The 22,531-nt window shown below is 69.3% G+C and carries 17 protein-coding genes and 1 tRNA gene; 12 read left to right on the forward strand and 6 right to left on the reverse strand.

Translation table 11 applies throughout. From position 1 onward, the window contains the following. Positions 1-764: 764 nt before the first annotated feature. From ACFE76_RS03785 to eis, 4 genes are all read right to left on the reverse strand, one after another. Entirely contained in the window at positions 765-3,026 is a 2,262-nt protein-coding gene (locus ACFE76_RS03785) for a hypothetical protein (RefSeq protein ID WP_375430408.1), read from the reverse strand. Between the two features lie 25 nt (positions 3,027-3,051). Beyond that, positions 3,052-3,123, reverse strand: a tRNA-Trp gene (locus tag ACFE76_RS03790). Positions 3,124-3,242: 119 nt separating this feature from the next. Continuing rightward, the gene (locus ACFE76_RS03795; protein ID WP_375430409.1) at positions 3,243-3,521 is read right to left on the reverse strand and encodes a WhiB family transcriptional regulator; all 279 of its coding nucleotides are present in this window, start codon (positions 3,519-3,521) and stop codon (positions 3,243-3,245) included. Positions 3,522-3,666: 145 nt separating this feature from the next. Continuing rightward, a complete protein-coding gene (gene eis / locus ACFE76_RS03800; RefSeq protein ID WP_375430410.1) occupies positions 3,667-4,869 on the reverse strand; it encodes an enhanced intracellular survival protein Eis in 1,203 nt (400 codons plus the stop codon). A 55-nt stretch (positions 4,870-4,924) separates the two neighbouring features. Between eis and aceB the strand changes: the two genes are divergently transcribed. Both aceB and pepN read left to right on the forward strand, forming a co-directional pair. Then, positions 4,925-6,556, forward strand: coding sequence for a malate synthase A (gene aceB / locus ACFE76_RS03805; protein WP_375430411.1), 1,632 nt, complete (start codon positions 4,925-4,927; stop codon positions 6,554-6,556). Positions 6,557-6,558: 2 nt separating this feature from the next. Next, entirely contained in the window at positions 6,559-9,018 is a 2,460-nt protein-coding gene (gene pepN, locus ACFE76_RS03810; RefSeq protein ID WP_375430412.1) for an aminopeptidase N, read from the forward strand. Positions 9,019-9,086: 68 nt separating this feature from the next. Here pepN and ACFE76_RS03815 read toward each other — a convergent pair whose 3' ends face one another. Then, positions 9,087-10,445 (reverse strand): aspartate aminotransferase family protein, encoded by a 1,359-nt coding sequence (locus ACFE76_RS03815; RefSeq protein WP_375430513.1) that lies wholly within the window; start codon positions 10,443-10,445, stop codon positions 9,087-9,089. A gap of 53 nt (positions 10,446-10,498) precedes the next feature. Next, the gene (locus tag ACFE76_RS03820) at positions 10,499-10,930 is read right to left on the reverse strand and encodes an Lrp/AsnC family transcriptional regulator (RefSeq protein WP_375430514.1); all 432 of its coding nucleotides are present in this window, start codon (positions 10,928-10,930) and stop codon (positions 10,499-10,501) included. Positions 10,931-11,223: 293 nt separating this feature from the next. Here ACFE76_RS03820 and ACFE76_RS03825 point away from each other — a divergent pair, with 293 nt between their 5' ends. From ACFE76_RS03825 to mshB, 10 genes are all read left to right on the forward strand, one after another. Next, complete coding sequence (locus ACFE76_RS03825; protein WP_375430413.1) at positions 11,224-12,432, forward strand: spermidine/putrescine ABC transporter substrate-binding protein; 1,209 nt, start codon at positions 11,224-11,226, stop codon at positions 12,430-12,432. A gap of 58 nt (positions 12,433-12,490) precedes the next feature. Beyond that, positions 12,491-13,651: an ABC transporter ATP-binding protein gene (locus ACFE76_RS03830; protein ID WP_375430414.1), complete on the forward strand. Its 1,161-nt coding sequence runs from the start codon at positions 12,491-12,493 to the stop codon at positions 13,649-13,651. Beyond that, positions 13,648-14,604, forward strand: coding sequence for an ABC transporter permease (locus ACFE76_RS03835; RefSeq protein WP_375430415.1), 957 nt, complete (start codon positions 13,648-13,650; stop codon positions 14,602-14,604). The genes ACFE76_RS03830 and ACFE76_RS03835 overlap by 4 nt, the downstream gene beginning before the upstream one ends. Next, positions 14,604-15,479: an ABC transporter permease gene (locus tag ACFE76_RS03840; RefSeq protein WP_375430416.1), complete on the forward strand. Its 876-nt coding sequence runs from the start codon at positions 14,604-14,606 to the stop codon at positions 15,477-15,479. Before ACFE76_RS03835 ends, ACFE76_RS03840 begins: the two co-directional genes overlap by 1 nt. Positions 15,480-15,696: 217 nt before the next feature. Then, positions 15,697-17,493 carry an ABC transporter family substrate-binding protein gene (locus ACFE76_RS03845; protein ID WP_375430417.1) on the forward strand — a complete coding sequence of 599 codons (1,797 nt, stop codon included), beginning with the start codon at positions 15,697-15,699 and terminating at the stop codon, positions 17,491-17,493. A 26-nt stretch (positions 17,494-17,519) separates the two neighbouring features. Then, positions 17,520-18,503 carry an ABC transporter permease gene (locus tag ACFE76_RS03850; RefSeq protein ID WP_375430418.1) on the forward strand — a complete coding sequence of 328 codons (984 nt, stop codon included), beginning with the start codon at positions 17,520-17,522 and terminating at the stop codon, positions 18,501-18,503. 8 nt (positions 18,504-18,511) lie between these two features. Next, on the forward strand, positions 18,512-19,405 hold the full coding sequence (locus tag ACFE76_RS03855; protein ID WP_375430419.1) for an ABC transporter permease: 894 nt from the start codon (positions 18,512-18,514) through the stop codon (positions 19,403-19,405). Then, entirely contained in the window at positions 19,402-20,550 is a 1,149-nt protein-coding gene (locus tag ACFE76_RS03860; RefSeq protein WP_375430420.1) for an ABC transporter ATP-binding protein, read from the forward strand. The genes ACFE76_RS03855 and ACFE76_RS03860 overlap by 4 nt, the downstream gene beginning before the upstream one ends. Then, entirely contained in the window at positions 20,547-21,575 is a 1,029-nt protein-coding gene (locus ACFE76_RS03865; RefSeq protein WP_375430421.1) for an ABC transporter ATP-binding protein, read from the forward strand. Before ACFE76_RS03860 ends, ACFE76_RS03865 begins: the two co-directional genes overlap by 4 nt. Before the next feature lie 10 nt (positions 21,576-21,585). Further along, entirely contained in the window at positions 21,586-22,503 is a 918-nt protein-coding gene (gene mshB / locus ACFE76_RS03870; RefSeq protein WP_375430422.1) for an N-acetyl-1-D-myo-inositol-2-amino-2-deoxy-alpha-D-glucopyranoside deacetylase, read from the forward strand. Positions 22,504-22,531 lie beyond the last annotated feature (28 nt).

A 22,531-nucleotide genomic window follows, 5' to 3' on the forward strand; every position in this document is an offset into this window, starting at 1 on the left:
GGGCCGCCGCTGCTGGCTCCGATCTTCAGGTCGGACGGCCAAGCGCCTGCTGTCGGCTCCCCTGCTCGCCGGCGACGAGCTCAGCCTTGCTGACCTTGCTGAGCGCGCCGACCTGGCTTGCCCGCCGCTCACCGATAGGCAGCACGACTCATCGACCCAGGGCTCCTGGTCGAGCGGCAGGTGGATCGCACGCGGCTCATTCGCGGCAACCCGGATAGGCCGCTGACCGTCCCCCTGCGGGAGGTCTTCGCTGTCCTCAGCGGTCCGGTGGTCTTGCTCACCGAGAAGTTCGGGCGGATCGACGGAATCCAGTCGGCGTTCCTCTACGGCTCCTTCGCGGCGCGGCTGCGGGGAGCTGCCGGACCGGCTCAGGCATCCTTGACACTGTCCGCTCGGGTTCGATAGTTCCGGTGACGGAGGGGCGGTCAGGATCATCTCTGCGCTCACCAAGGTCCAGCAGGCGACAGTGCTCGCGTTGGTCGAAGCTCGACGGCTCGAGGCGGTGCCGGTCGACGCCTCTCGTGCCACGTCCTTCATGCGACAAGCCGAGGACCGGCTTGCGCAGCTGCGCTGCTGACCAGTGTCGCGGTGACGTACGGCATCGCGACGACGCGGCCCACGACATCGGCGAGGCGCTGAGAAGGATGCGCAGGTGGCCCGTGAGCTCTTCGAGGCTGCTGTGGCCCGGGGGCGTCACCCAGTGAGCTTCGGAGCGGCCACCCCGTCGAGGGTCGTAGGGGCCGAGGTGTTCCTCGCTGCATCCGTCAGGACGGCGTGTGCGCTGAGTGCCCGATGGCGTCGAGGACCCAGTGGCGGCCCACCGTCCAGCCGACGAAGGGTGCACGGGTGCTCTGCGGGGCTCGGCTGCCCGCGGCGGCAACACGCAGTCCGCTGAGGAGCTCGGCCATCACCGCGGGGCCGTCGGCGGCGACCGTGGGATCGGCAATCAGGGCTCCGGTCTCGGCCGGGTCCGCCTGGCTCAGGTAGAAGACCGCCTGCCGCCACGCGTACGCCGCGTCCTTCACCGTGGCGAGTGGCCGCGGTTGGCGGGTAGCACGGTCAAGCAGGGCTGCCGTCTGCTCGATCGAGTCCCGCGCCAGGTCCACCCACGGCCGGGTGGGTCGTACGCCGAGCGTCACCAGGGCGGCGAGGTTGTGCGTCGTCAGGATCTGCGACTGCTCGATGACCATGCCGTTGGCGGCGACCGACCAGCCGTCCACGGCCGGCCGGCCCGCACGGGCTCGGCACAGGTCGGCGAAGCTCCACCCCCGATTGCTCTCGCGAGCGCGTCGCCAGATCCAGCCCCGCGGTGAGAGCTTGCTCGGAGGATCGACGAGGCTGAGGACCGCGCGAGCCTCGATCCCGAAGTAGCGCGTGTAGACGGTGTCGCCGACGACCCGGATCGCAGTTTGAGCGGCCAGCCGGAACTTGTCCGAGAAGCGACCCATGAAGATGTCGGCCGCGAGCTCTTCGACGAGGGGGACGTCGTGGCCAGCAGCGCGGAAGAGATGATCCAGCTCCGCCACGAGCGGGTTCGGGAGGATCGTGGCCGGGAAGTGGTCCAGGGCGAGCGCCCCGACCCGTCGGGCCACCGCCGTGGCCTCCTCGGTGGTGACGCTGCTGTACGGAGCGACGGCCCGCACCCAGGGCAGCTCGGTGAGCTGCACCTGCTTCGCGAGGTCGAGGAGCAGCAGGGACCGGCGTCGCCGGAAAGCCCGGTAGTTCGCCGCGGCCAGCCTGGCGAGCGCTGGGTCGGCGAAGCCGGCGGCCACCACCGTGGCGCTGATCCGCGGCAGCAGCTCGGCCAGGACCTCCGCGGAGGGAACGACGCCCTCGGCCAGGAGCGTCTCGATCGGCGCGAAGTGGGCCCGAGCGAGGATGCGCGACACGATGTGGGGCATGGTCGACCCTTCGACCACCCCCGTTCCCGCGGCCTCCTCCTGGGTGACTCGTCCAGACAGAGAGCCCGGGTCCTCGATCCCGTCGGCTTGGTCGAGCATGCGGAGCCGCTCGGCGGCCACGGCCGCTACGCGAGCGTGCGCGGGTGTCGAGGCCACAGACCGCTGGCGCTGACGAAGCTCCACGTGCTCGGCGGATCCCGGCGTCCCTCGTTTGGCGAGCGAGGCTTCGATCGCCACTCGGACCAGCCCCGCTTCCCGGGGCTGCAGGTCACCGCTACTGGTGAGCGTCCGGAGCGTCCGGACGAGGATCGCCAGATTTTCCTTGGGCCGCTGGTGTTTCGTGCACCTGGTGTGGACCGACGCCAGCCGGTCGTACTCCTCGACCAGGGCGCTGGCTCGTCCGCGCCAGCCATGATCATCATCGAGCGTGACCAGTCCGTCGACGTACTTCTCGAGCCACAGGGTGAGGACGCGATCGCCGAACGGGTTCCAGATCGCCAGCGCTTCACGCTGCGCCTCGACCTGGGCATTCGGCTTACGTGACCGGAGAACGGCGGCGGCGTCGCCTGCGGTGATGCGGTAGACGACCTCGGGCGGGGCGGTGGGAACAGTCGCGACCTTCGGCGCGAGCCGGAACCGGTCGGCGAAGGGGGACACGGCGTCGAGCAGGTCGAGCGCGGCCTCCCGGTCGCCGGCCCGGACGAGCCAGGCCATGGTCAGCAGGATCGCGTCCTCAGGGATGTCCACCCGGTAGGCCCCGGAGTCCAGGAGCGCGTACAGCTCCTGCAGCCCAGGATCGGTGACGAAGTAGCCGAGGACGAGACGCCGCTCGGCCGGGATCCCCAGGCGGCTCGCGAGCGCGATCTCGTCGGCTCCGATCGGCGTCTCGGCAGACGCGCTGCCCCTGGCGAACCCGCCGCGCAGCACGTCAAGGGTGACCCAGGGCGGGAGGCCGCGGGCGGGGGAGCGCGACCCCACCGCGATCCGCCCGTTGGCCATCTGCTCGATGGCCTGCGCCCACTGGTGCGCGCGTCGATCAGCGCGACGTCGGACGTCGGGATCCTCGTGGGTGGTCGCCGTGAGGAACGCTCGGCTCAGCTCCCCGAGCGCATAGCTGTTGGTCATCGACTCCCTGTCGACCTCGGTCTCGCCGACGTGGCAGGTTCTGCCCCTGCCCCCTCCGGGTCTGGAGCCCGGTGCTCTGCTGCTGAGCTACACGCCGATGGTCAGCAACCGTAACGGTGATGGTCGGCGGTCGCAGGAGATATTTCTACGGTGACTCACCCGCTGGAGGGCGACGGATGGGGTCGTCGCTCTTCTCCAGCGGCTTCTTGCGGGCGATCAGCGAACGGTGACGGGCTCTTGCAGCAGGGCGTCGCGCCAGGAGGTGACGTCGGGCCGCTGACGCAGCAGGGCGCGGCGCTCGCGCTCGGTCAGGCCACCCCAGACGCCCCACTCCATGTTGTTGTCGAGGGCCTCGGCGAGGCACTCGAGCCGGACGGGGCAGTCGTCGCAGAGTACTCGGACACGGCGCTGAGCAGCACCTTCGGCGAAGAGGACGTCTCCGGTGCCCCGGCACCTGGCGGCGGTGACCCAGTCTTCGCGGTAAGCGACGTTCATGATGGTCGTGCTCCCTTCGTGATGCTCCGACTTGCTTGTGACTAGATTCGGAGACAGACCTCCGGAGGACGTCCAGAGATGCCGCAGGAACGGTTAAGAGCGGATCAGGATGTCGTCAACGAATGCTCAAGACGCCTCGGCGGGCTCAGAAGTAGTCGCGGATGTGGGCTTGCCGACCGCCGAAAAGGGCGTCCCAGTCGAGGTCCTCGGCCACGTCGCCGCCGATGAGATGGCCGGCGGCCCGCAGGTTCGCCGACGACTGGGCGCCGGCATAGAGCAGAGCGAGCCCGCGCGGGGTCAGCACCCGGTCGCCGGCGTCGAGCCGTTCGGCCCCCTCCCGGACACACTGAGCGCGGCCGCCGGCGACGGTGAGCCGGTAGCCCCCGTCCAGGTCGGGCAGGACGTCTCCCGCGAGGGTGAGGGTCAGCTCAGCCGACAGCGAAGGTGGGTAGTGCCGTGCCGTCAGCGCCCCGACGACGTCCAGCACCTTGAGCATGTACGGCGAGGAGGAGGTGATCCGCCAGGACAGCGAGGGTAGGTGCAGCCGGGCCAGGTCGTCACCGGAGGTGTCGATCCGGGTGGCCGGGGCGACGCTGGCAAAGCTGCCGACCAGCCGCAGCAGGGCCGCGTACCCGTCCGCCGTCCCGGCCAGCAGGTCGGCGACCTCGATCGCCGCGCTCTCGCCGTAGCCCTGGCCGCGGTTCCAGGAGACGAAGCCGACGACTTCCCCGTCGGCGTCGACCGCGACAGTCACGCCGGTGAACTCGGACAAGAGCTCCTTCGCGGAGCCTGGGAAGCTGACCCCCCGCCGGGAGAGGGGACCGTTCTGCGCGATCGCCCAGTGGTCGTAGACGCCCCGGATGGCCTCGACGTCGTCCAGCGTGGCGCGGCGGGTGGTCGTACCGATCGGCGCTCGGACAGCGGTCAGCGCCGTCGTCGGCAGCTCGACCCTCACGTAGTCGGCGACCACCTCGTAGCCGAAACGGCGGTAGATACCCGGTGCCGTCGGAAACAGCGTCGAAAGCACGGCTCCGCGGCGACGGGCGGACGCCAGGGTCGCCGCAAAAAGTGGGGACAGCGTGCCGCGGCCGCGAGCCTCGGCCACCACGGTGACGCCGGCGATGCCGCTGGTGGGGACGAGCACGCCACCGAAGCAGGAGTCGTAGACCCGGTCGACCATCCGGGCCACCAGGACGCCGTCGTCGAACGCGCCGAACCACGCCACCCCGGGCTGGTCGACGCGGGCTTCCTGCGTCGGCGGGCTGGTCGGGACCCCGAACGCCTCACCGCCCAAGCGGCGGGCCTGCTCGGCGTCGGCGTGCTCCAGCGGACGGACGGTGATGGCCACGGTCCCATTCTGGCCCGTCTGACCGGCCCCGAAGTCCGGCTGCCAGACTTGGCGAATGACCAGTCCTGTCCAGTCCGGTGCCCCTTCCGGCGCCGCGCCGGCGATCACGGTGGAGGCCGAGCTGCGGCCGAGGTTCGACGAGATCCTCACCCCCGACGCGCTCGACTTCGTGGCCGAGCTGACCCGTCGCTTCGGCCCGCGCCGCGCTGAGCTGCTGCAGGCCCGGGCCGACCGCTACGCCGCCGGCGACCCGGGTCACACGCTCGGCTTCCGCCCCGGGACTGCGTCGGTCCGCGAGGACACGAGCTGGCGGGTGGCGCCTCCCGGACCCGGGTTGGCCGACCGACGGGCCGAGATGACCGGCCCCACCTCGCGCAAGATGACGGTCAACGCGCTGAACTCCGGGGCCAAGGCGTGGATGGCCGACTTCGAGGACGCCACCGCCCCGACCTGGTTCAACGTGGTTGACGGCCAGATCAACCTCTACGACGCGATCCGGCACCAGATCGACTTCACCGACGCCAACGGCCGCCGTTACGAGGTCGGCGCCAGCACGCCGACCATCCTGGTCCGGCCGCGCGGCTGGCACCTCGACGAGCGGCACCTCCTGCTGGACGGCGCTCCAGTGCCTGGATCGTTCGTCGACTTCGGTCTCTACTTCTTCCACAACGCGCAGACCTTGATCACCAGCGGTGCGGGTCCGTACTTCTACCTGCCCAAGATGGAGTCCTACCTCGAGGCTCGGCTCTGGAACGACGCCTTCACCTACGCCCAGGAGCGGCTGGAGATCCCGTACGGCACCATCCGCGCCACCTGCCTGATCGAGACCACGCCGGCGGCGTTCGAGATGGAGGAGTTCCTCTACGAGCTGCGTGACCACTCCGCCGGCTTGAACGCCGGCCGCTGGGACTACATCTTCTCCATGATCAAGAACTTCGCGGAAGACCAAGATCATCTTCTCCCCGATCGTAGCCAGGTCACGATGACGTCGCCGTTCATGGCCGCGTACGCCAGCCTGTTGGTGAAGACGTGCCACGCCCGCGGCGCGCACGCGATCGGCGGCATGGCGGCGTTCGTGCCGAGCAAGGCCAATCCCGAGGCGACGGCAGCGGCGCTGGAGAAGACGACGGCGGACAAGTCGCGGGAGGCGGCCGCCGGCTTCGACGGCTCGTGGGTGGCGCACCCGGCACTGGTGCAGACCTGCCTCGACGCGTTCGACGCCGTGCTGGGCGAGGCGCCCCATCAGCTCGGGCGCCAGCGGGACGACGTTTCGGTCACCGCAGCCGATCTGGTCGAGGTCGCCAGTGCCGGCGGCGGTGTGACGCTGAACGGGGTACGGACCAACATCCGGGTCAGCCTGGAGTACCTCGCCGCCTGGGTCGGCGGCGCCGGGGCTGTGGCGATCGACCACCTGATGGAGGACGCCGCGACCGTCGAGATCTCCCGGATGCAGGTCTGGCACTGGATCCGGCACGGCGTGATCACCGACGACGGCCAGACGGTCACCGACGAGCTGGCCCGGACGCTGCTCGCGGAGGAGGCTGAACGGCTGTCCGAGGGGACCGACGAGGCGGGCCGCGGCCGGGTCGCGGCGGCGGTCGAGATCTTCGAGGCCACCTGCCTGACCCCGGACTGGCCGCAGTTCTTCACCACCTACGCCTACGACCACTACCTGGCGGACCAGTAGCCGTGCCGAGCCTGTTGCGGACGGAGGCGCAGGAGCGTGCGGCGACGCTGAAGGTCCACCTGGTGGCGGTCGAGCTCGACCTCACCGATCCGCGCGCCGACACGTTCGGCTCGCGTACGACGATCACCTTCGCCAGCTCGGGTCCGCGCACGTTCGTGGACTTCAAGGGACACGAGCTGCTGGGCGCCACGCTCAACGGACACGACGTCGACCCCGGCGCCTGGGCCGACGGCAGGATCGCCCTGACCGGTCTGCAGGAGGAGAACACGCTCGTGGTCGAGGGCCGGATGGCCTACTCCAGCGACGGCGAGGGGCTGCATCGCCACGTCGACCCGGCCGACGACCAGACCTACCTGTACGCGATGTCGTTCCTGGACGCCGGACCGCGCTGGTTCGCCTCGTTCGACCAGCCCGACCTGAAGGCGCGGTACCACTTCGAGGTCGCGGCGCCACCCGCGTGGACCGTGCTCGGCAACGGGCCGAGCCAGGCCACGGTCCCGGGCCACTGGACGATCACCCCGCCCGAGCCGCTGTCGACCTACTTCGTAACCCTGGTGGCCGGCCCGTACGCCTCGGTGTTCGCCGAGCACGACGGCATTCCGCTGGGCTTCCACGCACGGGCCTCGCTACGCGAACAGCTGGAGGCCGAAGCGCCCGACATGATCGAGGTGACCGGCCAGAGCTTCGACTACTACCACCGGATCTTCGGCGTCCGGTACCCGTTCGGGGAGTACCACCAGGCGTTCGTGCCCGACTTCAACGCCGGCGCGATGGAGAACCCGGGCTGCGTGACGTTCCGCGACCAGTTCATCTACCGCGGCCGGGCGACCGAGGCCGACCGCGGTTCGCGGGCCAGCGTGATCGCCCACGAGATGGCCCACCAGTGGTTCGGCGACCTGGTCAGCATGCGGTGGTGGGACGACCTCTGGCTGAACGAGTCCTTCGCCGAGTACCTGGCCCACCGTTGCTGCACCGAGGCCACCCGCTATCCGCGTTGGACCGAGTTCGGCGTCCGCCGCAAGGACTGGGGGGCGGTGGCCGACCAGGCGCCGAGCACCCACCCGGTGGCCGGCAACGGGTCGGTCGACGCGGCGGCCGCGTTGCAGGACTTCGACGGCATCAGCTACGCCAAGGGCGCGGCGGTGCTGCGGCAGCTCGTCGGCTTCGTCTCCGACGAGGTCTTCCTCGCCGGGCTGCGTACCTACTTCGACCGGTACGCGTTCGGCAACGCCGAGTTCGCCGAGCTGATCGCCTCCTGGACCGACGCCGGGGCCAGCGGGCTGGCGGAGTGGGCGGACGGCTGGCTGCGAACGTCCGGGATGGACACGATCGACGTGTCCGCAGCCTCCGGGCCCGTGACGCTGACGGTGAGCGGGCCGCACGGAACGACGTCGCCGCGCACCCACGCGCTGACCGTCGGCCGCGTGTCCGCCGACGGCAGCGTCCAGCCGTTGGTGGACCTCCGGCTGCGGGACCGGTCTGCGCCCATCGAGGTGGCCGCCGACAGCGTCCTCGTCGTCCCCGACGCGACCGACGCCACCTGGGCCAAGGTCCGGTTCGGCCCCGACGGCTGGTCCCGGCTGGCGACCGTGCTGCCGCAGGTCCGCGACGAAGCGGTGCTCGTGGTGGTCGACAACGCCATCCGCGACGCCGTCCGGGACGCCAGCCTCGACCCGGCCGTCGCGCTCGACCTGATCTGCGACTCCCTCGTCGGGCAGCAGTCCGAGGACCTGGTCGGGGTGCTGCTGAGCTTTGCCGCCCGCAGCCTCGCCGGGCCGTACGCCCCGGTGCCTGAACGTCTGGGCCGGCTGGGGCGGGTGCACGCGACAGCGTCAGCGATCGTTGCCGGCAGCGCCGCCGGGTCCGACCGCCAGCTCGCCGGCTTCCGGCTCGCCGTCGGCACCTCCGTGAACGCTGACCGGCTGCACGACTGGGCCGCCGGCCGCGCGCTGCCCGACGGCGTCCAGCTGGACTCCGAGCTGACCTGGAGCATCGTCGAACGGCTGGCCGCGGTCGCCGGCGACGCCGACCTGGTGGAGGCGACCCTGCGGCAGGACCCCTCCTCCGCCGCGGCCGTGCACGCCGCCCGCGCCCGGGCTGCGCTGCCCACCGCCGAGGCCAAGGTCGCGGCCTGGGCGCTGCTGACCGAGCCGTCCACGGCCAGCGCGTACGAGGTGTACGCCGCCGCGGACGGCTTCTTCGTCATCGGCCAGGAAGAGCTGACCGCCCCCTACGCGCTGCGCTACTTCGCCGAGCTCCCGGCGACCGCGCAGTTCCGGAACGGCTGGGCGCTGGCCCAGACCGCGCGGCAGGGCTTCCCCCGGCTGGCGGCCAACGAGGAAGCCGTCGCCGCCGCCGAACGGGCGTTGGCCGGCGAGCTGGCCGAGCCGGTCCGCCGTGAGCTCGTGGACGGGCTGGACCAGCTGCGCCGAGCCCTGGAGTCGGTCCGCCGCTACCGCTGAGCCGAACAACTTGTGACATGGTGCCGCGTACTCGCGGCACGATGTCGCAAGCTCTTCAAGCATCGGCCTCAGACCAGGGTCCAGGCCTCGGTGAGGACGTGGCGGAGGGTCTGCTCGATCTCGTCGAAGATGGCCTGGTCCGAGGTCAGGATCGGGGCGACCTGGATGACGGGGTCACCGCGGTCGTCAGCGCGGCAGTAGAGGCCGTTCTCGAACAGGGCGCCGGAGACGTAGCCGCGCAGGATCCGCTCGGACTCGGCCGCGTCGAAGGTCTCCTTCGTGTTCTTGTCCTTGACCAGCTCGATGCCGTAGAAGTAGCCGTCGCCGCGGACGTCGCCGACGATCGGCAGGTCGAGCAGCTTTTCCAGGGTCTGCCGGAAGGCGTTCTCGTTGCGGCGCACGTTGCCGAGCAGGTCCTCGCGCTCGAAGAGGTCGAGGTTGGCCAGCGCGACCGCGCAGGAGACCGGGTGGCCGCCGAAGGTGTAACCGTGCGGAAAGACGGTGTCGCCGTGGCTGAACGGCTCGAAGACCCGGTCGGAGATCAACGTCGCCCCCAGCGGGGAGTAGCCGGAGGTGAGGCCCTTGGCGCTGGTGATGATGTCGGGCTGGTAGCCGAACTTCTGCGCCCCGAACATCGTGCCGAGCCGGCCGTACGCGCAGATCACCTCATCGGAGACCAGCAGCACGTCGTAGGTGTCGCAGATCTCCCGCAGCCGATCGAAGTAGCCGGGCGGCGGCGGGAAGCAGCCGCCCGCGTTCTGCACCGGCTCGACGAACACCGCGGCGACGGTGTCGGGACCCTCCTCGAGGATGGCCTCCTCGACCCGGTTCGCCGCCCACAGGCCGAAGGCCTTCTCGTCGTTCGCGACCGGCTCGGGGGCGCGGTAGAAGTTGGTGTTCGGCACCCGGTGGCTGCCGGGCACCAGCGGCTCGAACGGGGCCTTGAACGGCGGGATCCCGGTGATCGAGAGCGCGCCCTGGGTGGTGCCGTGGTAGGCGATGGCCCGCGAGATCACCTTGTACTTGCCGGGCCGGCCGGTGAGCCGGAAGTACTGCTTGGCCACCTTCCAGGCCGTCTCCACCGCCTCGGCGCCGCCGGTGGCGAAGAAGATCTTGTTCAGGTCACCCGGTGACTCCGCCGCCAGCCGGTCGGCGAGCTCGATGGCCTTGGGGTGGGCGTAGGACCAGATGGGGAAGAAGGCGAGCGTCCGGGCCTGCTCGGCCATCACCTCGGCCAGCTCGGCGCGGCCGTGCCCGGCCTGTACCACGAACAGCCCGGACAGCGCGTCCAGGTAGCGACGACCGTTCGTGTCCCAGATGTAGGCGCCCTCGCCGCGGGCGATCGTGGGCACGGGCTTGTCGGCGTAGCCCGACATCCGGGTGAAGTGCATCCACAGGTGGTCGGCGGCGTTCCGGCTGCCGGGCATCCCGCCAGCCTGTCCGTGGTCGGTCACGGCGTCGAGGGTCGGGTTCGGGCTGGTCATCGGGTTCCCCACTGGTAGGTCTGTTTCGACAGCTTGAGATAGACGAAGGACTCGGTGGCCCGGACGCCAGGGATGGTGCGGATGTCGTTCTCGAGCAGCGCGAGCAGGTGGTCGTCGTCCTCGCAGACCACCTCGGCCAGCACGTCGAACGAACCGGCGGTCACGACCACGTAGTCGACGGCGTTCATCGCGGCCAGCGCGTCGACGATGGGCTCCAGCCGCCCCTCGGCCTTGATGCCGAGCATGGCCTGGCGGCGGAAGCCGAGCTGCAGCGGGTTGGTCACCGCGACGATCTGCATCACGCCCGCCTCGGTCAGCCGGGCCACCCGCTGGCGGACCGCGGCCTCGGACAGGCCGACGGCCGTGGCGATCTTGGCGTACGAGCGGCGGCCGTCCTGCTGCAGCTGCTCCACGATCGCCTTGGCGATCTCGTCGAGGTGTACCGGCTGGCGGTCGCCATCGACCGGTCGGGCCGGGACAGCGGCGAGGGGAGCGACGGGCTCGGGGTCCTCAGTTTCGGGAACCGACACGACGGGTCCTGTGCTCATCCACCGATCATGGCCTCACGGCCGAACCGAGGCAAGCGGATCCGCAGGAGAAACACGAATGGAACACCGAATACCTTGCCAAAGCTGCTCAAGACTGCGATAAACGTAGGACCGAGCGGAGTGGGGCGGGGTAACCCACTCCGATCGGGTCAGCGAACCATGAGGGGGAGCACGTGAGTGGAACGGGTGCGAGCCCTGGGCTGACGCCGGGCCGGCGGCTCCGCGGGTCCGTCAGCCGGCGCTCCTTCCTACGGGGCGCCGGGCTGGCCGCCACGGCCGCGACCCTCTCGGCGTGCGCCGTCCCGGGCATCAAGGTGTCGGACTACACCGCGGTGCCGGACCTGTCCGACTCCGACAAGACGCTCAACTGGTCGAACTGGCCCTTCTACATCGACGTCGCCGAGGACGGGTCGACCGACCCGACGACCCTGGAGCTGTTCGTCAAGAAGACCGGCATCCAGGTGGCCTACACCGAGGACGTCAACGACAACGACGAGTACTTCGCCAAGATCCAGCCGCAGCTGACCGGTGGTCAGGAGATCGCCGCCGACCTGTTCGTGGTCACCGACTGGATGGTGGGCAAGCTGATCCGGCTCGGCTTCCTGACCGAGCTCGACCACGCGAACATCCCCAACCTCAAGAACCTGCGTGCCGACCTGCGCGACGTGAGCTACGACCCCGGCCGCAAGTACTCCGTCACCTGGCAGTCCGGTCTGGCCGGGATCGCGGTCAACCCCGCGGCGCTCGGCGGGGTCGAGATCACGTCGATGGACCAGCTGCTCACCGACTCCGCCCTGCGCGGCAAGGTGACGCTGCTGACCGAGATGCGCGACACCGTGGGGCTCACCATGATGGACCTCGGCTACGACTGTGCCGACTTCACCTTCGAGCAGTTCGACGCGGCGATCGCCAAGCTGCAGAAGTCGGTGGACTCGGGCCAGATCCGCCGTTTCACCGGCAACGACTACGGCTCCGACCTCGCCCAGGGCAACGTGGCCGCCTGCGTCGGCTGGACCGGCGACGTCGTCAGCCTGCAGGCCGACACCCCCGACCTCGGCTTCGTCGTCCCCGACGCGGGCTGCACGATCTGGAGCGACAACTTCGTGGCGCCCATCCGCAGCCCCCGCAAGAAGAACGCCGAGACCTTGATCAACTTCTACTACGACCCCGAGATCGCTGCGCAGTCGGAGGACTACATCAACTACATCACCCCGGTCGACGGTACAGCCAAGGTGATGGAGGACTACGACCCCGACCTGCTCGAGAACCCGCTGGTGTTCCCCGACAAGAAGACGCTGGCCAAGGCGCAGGTCTTCATGGGCCTGACCGAGGAAGAGGAGAACCGATGCAACCGCGCGTTCGCCAAGCTGACCGGTGCCTGATGGTGTTGAGGTGCCTGATGGTGTTGAGGCGCTTGACCGGGATGAGGGGCCTGACCACATGACCACGACCCAGACGGCGCCGCCCCAGCAGGACCAGGGTGAGGAGGGAAGCGGTCTCGACATCCGCAGGCTGTACAAGCACTACGGCAGCTTTGCGGCCGTGGACGACATCGACCTCGCGGTGCCGGAAGGCAGCTTCTTCGCCCTGCTCGGCCCCTCAGGCTGCGGCAAGACCACCACCCTTCGGATGGTGGCCGGGCTGGAGGAGCCGACCTCAGGCGAGATCCGCATCGGCGGCCAGGAGATCTCGCACCTGCGGCCCTTCCAGCGTCCGGTGAACACGGTGTTCCAGAGCTATGCACTGTTCCCGCACATGACGATCTTCGAGAACGTCGCGTTCGGGCTACGCCGGCGCAAGGAGCCTGAGGTCGAACGCCGGGTGAACGAGATGCTCGAGCTGGTCGAGATGAGCCACCTGGCCAAGCGGAAGCCCACCCAGCTCTCCGGCGGTCAGCAGCAGCGGATCGCCGTCGTCCGGGCGCTGGTCAACAAGCCGAAGGTGCTGCTGCTCGACGAGCCGCTCGGCGCGCTCGACCTCAAGCTGCGCCGCCAGCTGCAGCTGGAGCTGAAGCGGATCCAGACCGAGGTCGGGATCACGTTCATCCACGTCACGCACGACCAGGAGGAGGCCATGACCATGGCCGACACCATCGCCGTGCTGAACAAGGGCAAGGTCGAGCAGGTCGGCGCCCCGATCGAGCTGTACGAGAACCCGCGGACCGCCTTCGTCGCCGGCTTCCTCGGCCAGACCAACCTGCTGAGCGTCAACGTCGTCAGCCGGGACGCCTCGACCGTCGTCGTCGACTTCCACGGCGTCCGGCTCACCATGCCGGCCGACCGGCTCACCGCCACCGGCACGGCTGTCGAGGCCGGCGTCCGGCCGGAGAAGATCTCGATGGCCGACGTCGGGCAGGCGCCCAGCGGGATGAACACCATCGACGGCACGATCATTGACGCGTCCTTCATCGGCGTCTCCACCCAGTACGTGGTGCGGGCGCTCGCCGACGCCGAGGAAGAGGTGGCGGTCTTCAGCCAGAACAGCGCCACCCACATCCGCCGGGTGGGCGAGCAGGTCAGCCTGCACTGGCACCCCGAGCACACGTTCGGCCTGCACGAGGGGGCCTGGATCGAGGCCGAGGCCGCCGAGGTCGCTTCGTGAGCGTGGCACCCCCGGAAGTCGGTACCGGGGCGGTCGGCCCGGCGCTGGGGCAGAGCACCGATACCAGCGACGGGGCCAGTGGTGCCCGCTCGAGCAAGCTGACCCCGTACTTCCTGCTGCTGCCCCTGGCCCTGGCCCTGGTCGTGTTCTTCCTGCTGCCGCTGCTGAGCCAGATCAACAGCTCGCTCACCAGCGGCGGCCTGGAGGAGGGCTACCGCTTCACCTGGGAGTTCGGCAACTACCGCGAGGTGTGGGTCGACTACTGGCCGCAGTTCCTGCGCTCCTTCGGCTACGCGGCCGTCTCCACCGTGCTCGCGCTGCTGATCGCCTACCCGCTGGCGTACACGATCGCCTTCAAGGTCAGCGACCGAGTCCGGCCGATCATGCTCGTGTTGATCATCGCGCCGTTCTTCACCAGCTTCTTGATCAGGACGCTGGCCTGGACCACCGTGCTCGCCGACGACGGACCTGTCGTCAGCCTTCTGCACGACATCGGCTTCCTCGCCGTCACCGACGCCCTCGGCGTGACCAGCGACGGCCGGGTCCTCGCCACCCCGCTCGCGGTGATCCTCGGTCTGACCTACAACTTCCTGCCCTTCATGACCCTGCCGCTCTACGCGTCGCTGGAAAAGCAGGACCGGTCGCTGATCCAGGCCTCCGGCGACCTCTACGCCAGCGCCTGGGCGGGCTTCTGGAAGATCACCTGGCCGCTGTCGCTGCCCGGCGTGGTCTCGGGCACGCTGCTGACCTTCATCCCGGCCACCGGTGACTACATCAACGCCACCTTCCTCGGCTCGATGCGCGAGTCGATGTCGGGCAACGTGATCGACGCGCTCTTCCTGCGGGTCCGCGACTACAACCACGCGGCCGCCCTGTCGATCTCGCTGATGGTGGCCATCGTGGTGCTCGTCGTCTACTACGTCCGCAGGGCGGGAACGGAGGATCTGGTCTGATGGCTGTTCTCACTCGACCGACCGACGCGGACTCCACCAGCGCGCCGGCGCGTACGGAGCCGCCGCCGCGCCGCAAGATCAAGGGTCGGACGGGGCGCTGGGTCCGCGACCACCTGGTCACCCTGTTCGGGGCCCTGGCGCTGGTCTACCTCTTCATCCCCATCGCGGTGGTGGTGGTCTTCTCCTTCAACAAGCCGGCCGGGTCGTTCAACTACACCTGGACCGAGTTCTCCCTCGACGCCTGGGCGCACCCGTGCAGCGTGGAGGGGATGTGCGGCTCGCTGGGGCTCAGCCTCAAGATCGCCGTCCTCGCCACCCTCGCCGCGACCGTGCTCGGCACGCTCGCCGCGTTCGCGCTGGTCCGGCACGAGTTCCGCGGCAAGGCGTTGGCCAACGTGTTGATCTTCGTCCCGATGGCCACCCCGGAGGTCGTGGCCGGCTCGTCGCTGCTGGTGCTCTTCGTCGGGATGGGCTTCCCGCTGGGCCAGACCACGATCTGGATCGCCCACACCGTGTTCTGCATGAGCTTTGTCGTCGTGACGGTCAAGGCCCGGCTCGTCGGGCTCGACCCGCGGCTGGAGCAGGCGGCCCAGGACCTCTACGCGAACCGGGTGCAGACCTTCCTGCGGATCACGCTGCCGCTGATCATGCCCGGCATCGTCGGTGCCGCCCTGCTGTCGTTCTCGCTCTCCTTCGACGACTTCATCATCACCAACTTCAACTCCGGCTCAGAAGTGACCTTCCCGATGTTCGTCTGGGGAGCGGCCAAGAAGGCGCTGCCGCCGCAGATCAACGTGATCGGTACCGCGATGCTGATGATCGCGTTGCTGCTCACGATCACCGGACGCCTCATCAGCGAGCGCCGCAGCCGCTGACCGCGCCGACCCGGCTGGCCCGGACCACCGACGGTGGTCCGGGCTTCCTCCTCCGGCCGGTCACGGCTCCAGATGACAATCGTGTTGCGCCGTTGGCCGCTCTCGCCAAGACCTTGCGCTGGTCGGCAGCGTGGCTTAAGACTGTGCGGGTGCGGTGGCCGTTCGGGGCACGCGCTGAACTGTGCGCTGCGGCGTGCCACCTCGAGGAGGACCTCCCATGCGAAGAAGCATCCGCGCGCTCGCCGCGGTCGCGGCCGTGCCGTTGCTCTTGACGACAGCCTGCTCCACCACCGAGACCCCCACCGGCGGGGCCAGCTCGACCGGGGCCGGCGCCGGCCGCGGCCCGACGCTCTGCAAGCCGGACGGCAGCTTGACCGACGTGTACAAGCGCCCCAAGGTGAACAGCTCGGGCAACGTCACCGCCGCGGTCGAGGAGGCGGTGCACGACTACAACAACAACACCTCCACGGCCAACAGCTTCGCCAACTCGCTGCTGAGCCTGGCCCAGCCGTCGGCGTTCTTCGTCGACAGCAACCTCGGCGTGTGCGTGGACGGTGACGTGATGAGCTCGGTCACCGAGGCCAGCACCGATCCGCTGAGCATCGTCTACAAGATCAGGCCCGACGCGGTCTGGTCCGACGGCAAGCCGGTCAGCTGCCACGACTTCTACCTCGCGTGGCTGGCTTCGGCGTCTGCGGCCAAGAGCAAGGACGGCGCGCCCGCCTTCGACCCGGCCAGCTCCACCGGCTACGACCAGATGAAGGCGCCGGTCTGCTCCGACGATGACAAGACCGTCACCACGACCTACACCACGCCGTTCGGCGACTACCGCAGCCTGTTCGCCTACATGATGCCGGCGCACATCGTCGAAGCGGCCAGCAAGATCCAGGACGTCACGAAGATCAGCGCTTCCGACAACAGTGCCGACACGCAGGAGTTCGCGGCCAACTACATCAAGCTGTTCACGGCGTTCAACGCCGACGCTGACGTCTCGGCCGGCCCGTTCCTGCTGAAGTCGCGTACCGACGAGCAGTCGGTGCTGGTGCGCAACGACAAGTGGTGGGGCAATGCGGCCGGCCCGGAGTCGCTGACCATCGTGACCAACGCCGACGGACAGTCGGAGGTGCAGTCGCTGCAGAACCAGGAGGTGCAGGTCATCTCACCGCAGCCCGACGCGGCCCTCGCCCAGCAGCTGCGGGCGCTCAGCGGCGTCACTTTTGTGGCCAAGGCGGGCGCCACCTACGAGCACATCGACTTCAACATGAAGCTGCCCATGTTCCAGGGCGCCGCCGGCAAGGCGCTGCGGGAGGCGACGTTCCTCTGCGTGGACCGGAGCGACATCATCACCAAGCTGGTCAAGCAGGTCAACCCGGACACGGTGCCGGTCGGCAACTTCATCTACCTGCCGAACGAACCGGCCTACGTCGACCACTACGCCGACTACAAGACCGGCGACGTGGACAAGGCCAAGCAGGTCATGGAGGCGGCGGGCTGGAAGCTCGGCTCCGACGGCGTCTACGCCCTTGACGGCAAGGAAGCGTCCTTCCGGCTGGGTCACAAGGTCGTCGACAACCGCGAGCGCATCGCCCAGCTGGTCGGATCGTCGTGCGCCAAGGCCGGCATCAAGGTGACCGACGACCAGGACGTGAACTTCAACGCCAAGCGGCTGCCGGCGAGCGACTTCGACACCGCCCTGTTTGCCTGGGTCGGCAACCCGTTCAAGTCCAGCAGCACCAGCATCTACACCACCGGTGGTGGCGCCAACTACAACGGCTACGCCAACGAGACGGTCGACAAGCTGTTCAAGGAGGGCAACTCCTCCACCGACCAGACGAAGCAGTCCGACCTCTACAACCAGATGGACGCGGAGATGGCCAAGGACCTGGCGTCCATCCCGCTCTACCAGTTCTCGGACATGATCGCCCACACCAGCACCCTCAGCCCGGCCCTGTCCTACGACGGTGTGTCCGGCGGTCCTTTCTGGAACGCCTTCGAGTGGGAACTTCAGGGTTGATCGCCTATATCGTCCGCCGGTTGGCCGTGTCGGTCCTGCTCCTGCTGGTGGCATCCTTCGTCTGCTTCGCTCTGGTGCAGGCGTTGGGTGACCCCATCGCGGAGTGGGCCGGCCGGCAACGGCAGACCAACCCGGGGGGATCGGCTGACGCGATCGCTGCCGCGTACCAACGCGCCGGCCTCGGCCGGCCGTTCCTGAGCCGCTACTTCAGCTGGCTCGGAAACTTCGTGCAGGGGGACTGGGGTACGACGGTCAACCCGGGGACCACCCCGGTCGACGTCAAGAGCAAGATCCTGCACGCCAGCGTGATCACGCTCCGGCTGATCCTGTTCGCCACGATCCTCGCGATCGTGGTGGGCATGCTCACCGGCGTGGTCACCGCGGTCCGGCAGAACTCGGCGCTGGACTACGGGGTGACCGGCTTCTCGTTCCTGGTCTTCTCGATGCCCATCTTCAGCGTCGCGGTGCTGCTGAAGCTGGTCGGGATCAACCTGAACAACACCCTGCAGTCCCTGGGGATGCCCCGGTGGCTGGTCACGGCCGGCTATCCACCGGGTGGCTTCTCCGGCGGGCTGGGGCATCGCCTCTTCCAGTTCACCGGGGTCTACACCCTGCCCACGATCTCACTGCTGCTGATCTCGTTCGCGACGTACACCCGCTTCCAGCGGGCGTCGATGCTCGACATCGTCAGCTCCGACTACGTCCGGACCGCACGGGCGAAGGGGCTGACGCCGCGTCGGGTGATCTGGGTGCACGCCTTCCGCAACGCCCTCATCCCGGTGGTGACGGTGGCGGCGATCAACATGGGCTCGGTGGTCTCGGGCGCGGTGATCACCGAGACCGTCTTCGGCTGGCAGGGGATGGGTGCGTTGCTCGTGACCTACGTGAACCGTAAGGAGCCGTACATGATCCTGGCGTTCCTGATGGTCACCGCCGTGTTCGTCATCCTCGCCAACCTGCTGGCCGACCTGGCCTACAGCGTCATCGACCCAAGGATTCGCCTTGACTGAGCTCCGCCTTGACTGAGCTGCTGGCCGGCCCAACGGCTGCGGTCGAACCCGCCCCGGTCACCACCGGCGCCACGGCCACGCTGCGCCGGTTCCTGCGACACAAGGCGGCCGTCGGCGGAACGGCGGTCTTCCTCCTGATGCTGCTGTTCGCCCTGCTGGGCGGGCTGTTCTGGCGGGCCGGCACGGGTTCGGACTTTGACCAGTTCCTGCCGGCCTCGGCCATCCACCCGTTCGGCACCGACGAGCTCGGCCACGACATGCTGGCGCTGGTCATCAAGGGCACCCAGTTCTCGTTGCTCATCTCGATCGTGGTCGCCGTCGTCTCGACCGGTCTGGGCGTGACCCTCGGGGCGATCGCCGGTTACTACGGCGGCTGGGTCGACTCGGTCGTCGACCGCACCCTCGAGCTGTTGCTGATCCTGCCGGCGGTGGTGATCGTGGGCGTGATGGCGGTCAAGTTCTCGGGCAGCTGGGTGATGGTCGCGGTCTTCCTCGGCGTCACCAACTGGATGCAGCTCGCCCGGGTCATCCGCGGCATGGTGCTCACCCTGCGGGAGAAGGACTTCGTGCACGCCGCCCGAGCCATGGGCGCCTCCGACGTCCGGATCCTGGTGCAGCACATCCTGCCCAACACCGTCGACGTGGTCATCGTCAACACCACCCTCACCATCGCCACGGCCGTCCTGCTGGAGGCTGCGCTGTCCTTCATCGGCCTGGGGGTCAAGCCGCCCGACACCTCGCTGGGGCTGTTGATCAACCAGACCCAGGGCTTCCTGCCGACCCCGAACGCGGTGCTGTTCTGGATCCCGCTGGGCTTCATCGTCGCGCTCAGCCTCTCGGTGAACTTCATCGGGGACGGTCTGCGGGACGCACTCGACCCGCGACAGGACCTCCGCGGATGACCGAGGTGCTCACCACCCCCACGCGGGGCGCGCGTGCGGTCAGCTCGGCGCACCACCAGCCCCGAGACGGCGTGCTGTTGGAGGTCGAGGACCTGCACGTGGAGTTCCGCGGGCGCGAAGGCGTCGCGAAGGCCATCAACGGGGTCTCGTTCTCGCTGTCCGAAGGCGAGACGCTCGCCATCCTGGGCGAGTCCGGCTCCGGCAAGTCGGTCACGGCTCAGGCCGTGATGGGCATCCTCGACTCCCCGCCCGGGTTCGTCACGGGCGGGCAGGTGCGCTACTGCGGCGAGGACCTGCTCACGATGAGCGAGCCGCAGCGTCGAGCGATCCGCGGGCCGGAGATCTCGATGGTGTTCCAGGACGCGCTGAGCGCCCTGAACCCGGTGTTCAGCGTCGGCTGGCAGATCGCCGAGATGTTCCGCCAGCACCGCGGCATGAACAAGGCCGACGCGCAGGAGCAGGCCGTCCGGCTGATGGAGCGGGTGCAGATCCCCGGTGCCCGCCAGCGCGTGAAGGCCTATCCGCACCAGTTCTCCGGCGGCATGCGGCAGCGGATCATGATCGCCATGGCCATCGCGCTCGACCCGGCGGTGCTGATCGCCGACGAGCCGACGACCGCCCTCGACGTGACCGTCCAGGCCCAGATCATGGACCTGCTCCGCGAGCTGCAGGACGAGCGCAAGATGGGTCTGATCCTGATCACCCACGACCTCGGGGTGGTGGCCGACGTCGCCGACAAGATCGCGGTGATGTACGCCGGTCGGATCGTCGAGCACGCGGACGTCTACGACCTCTACGCATCACCGGCGCACCCGTACTCCAAGGGTCTGCTCGAGTCGATCCCGCGGCTGGACCAGAAGGGGCAGGAGCTCTCGGCCATCGGTGGGCTGCCGCCGAACCTGCTGCACATCCCCGCCGGCTGCTCGTTCAACCCGCGGTGCCGGTACGCGGCCGACGTCTGCCGGACCGACCCGCCGCCGGAGCTGCACGTCGTCGGTCATCACCGGCGCAGCGCCTGCCACTTCGCCGAGGAGGTGCTGGCCGGGACGGCCACGCCGACCAGGGACGTCGCAGACGGTGCGGGACTGGTCGACCCGGTGGCCGACGAGCTCGCCGGACCAACCCGAGAGGACGGTGCCCGATGACGGACGGTGACGTCGTCCTGAAGGCGGACGGTCTGGTCAAGCACTACCCGATCAAGGCCGGCATCCTGCGGCGGACGGTCGGGCAGGTCAAGGCGGTGGACGGGGTGTCGTTCGAGCTGCGTCGCGGCGAGACGCTCGGCATCGTCGGCGAGTCCGGCTGCGGCAAGTCGACGCTGGGCCGGCTGCTGATGCGGCTGGAGGAGCCGACCGCCGGCACCGTCGAGTTCGACGGCGTCGACATGTACGCGGCGCGAGGTGCGGCGATGCGGCGGTTGCGGCGCGACATCCAGATCGTCTTCCAGGACCCGTACACCTCGCTGAACCCGCGCAAGACGGTCGGCGACATCATCGGCGAGCCGTTCGAGATCCACCCCGACGCGATTCCGAAGGGCGACCGGCGCCGCCGGGTGCAGGAGCTGCTCGACCTGGTCGGGCTCAACCCCGAGCACATCCACCGCTATCCGCACCAGTTCTCCGGCGGCCAGCGGCAGCGGATCGGCATCGCCCGCGGGGTCGCGCTCAACCCCAAGGTGCTGATCTGCGACGAGCCGGTCTCCGCGCTCGACGTGTCCGTGCAGGCCCAGGTGGTGAACCTGCTCGAGCGGCTCCAGGACGAGCTGGGGCTGGCGTACGTGTTCATCGCCCACGACCTCTCGGTGGTCCGCCACATCTCCGACCGGGTCGGCGTGATGTACCTCGGCACCCTCGCCGAGATCGGCGACGAGGACCAGATCTACTCCCGCCCCACCCACCCGTACACCCAGGCCCTGCTCTCCGCGGTGCCCGTGCCCGACCCGACGCTGCGGCACTCGCGGGCGCAGATCAAGCTCACCGGGGACGTGCCGAGCCCGGCCAACCCGCCGTCCGGCTGCCGCTTCCACACCCGCTGCTTCAAGGCCGAGGACACTTGCTCGGTCGACGTCCCGCTGCTCGTGTCCCGTCCGGACGGGGTGGGCAGCCACGACTCGGCGTGCCACTTCGCGGCCCCGTTCTCCGTCGTCGGCGCGGAGGCTCACTCCGCTTAGGGTGGAACCCGTGAGTACGCCCCTTCCTGACCGCCGGCTGATGCTGGTGCACGCCCACCCCGACGACGAGACGATCGGCAACGGCGTCACCATGGCCAAGTACGTCGCCGCCGGGGCTGCGGTGACGCTGGTCAGCTGCACCCTCGGCGAGGAGGGCGAGGTGCTCGTCCCCGAGCTGGTGCATCTCGACGCCGACCACGACGACACCCTCGGGCCGCACCGGTTGGGTGAGCTGCAGCAGGCGATGGACGCGCTCGGAGTGACCGACTTCGTCCGGCTCGGCGGCGACTTCTGCTACCGCGACTCCGGGATGGCCTACGACGACCAGCGCCGCGCGATCGCCCGCGACGTGCTGCGGGACGGCATCTTCTGGACCGCCGACCTGCTCGAGGCGTCGAACGCGCTGGTGCCGCTGATCCGCGACCGGCGCCCGCAGGTGTTGTTGACCTACAACGAGATTGGCGGCTACGGCCACCCCGACCACGTGCAGGCGCACCGGGTCGCGATGTACGGCTACCTGCTCGCCGGCGTGCCGACGTACCGGCCGGACCTCGGCGAGGCCTGGCTGGTCCCGCGGGTGCTCTGGAACACGATGAGCCGGGAGCGGATGCGCGAGGGCATCGAGGCGCTGCGTGCTGCCGGGGACACCGAGACCTTCGCCGGCTGGGACGTCGAGAACCCCGACCTGCCGATGGTCTCGAGCAACGCCGACATTGTCGCCGAGATCGCGGGCGAGGAGTACGTGGAGGCCAAGCTCAAAGCCATGCGCGCCCACGCCACCCAGATCACCGAGGACGGCCCGTTCTTCGCCGGCGCCAAGGTGATCGGCGACCAGATGTGGGGCCGCGAGTACTACCGGTTCGCGGCGGGGCTGCCGTTCCCGGACACCGGCGGCTGGGCCGACGACCTCTTCGCCGGGCTGGACTGACCACTGTCCAGCCATGATCCGGCGCCCG

This window comes from uncultured Friedmanniella sp. (genome assembly GCF_964244005.1).
Classification (GTDB): domain Bacteria; phylum Actinomycetota; class Actinomycetes; order Propionibacteriales; family Propionibacteriaceae; genus Microlunatus.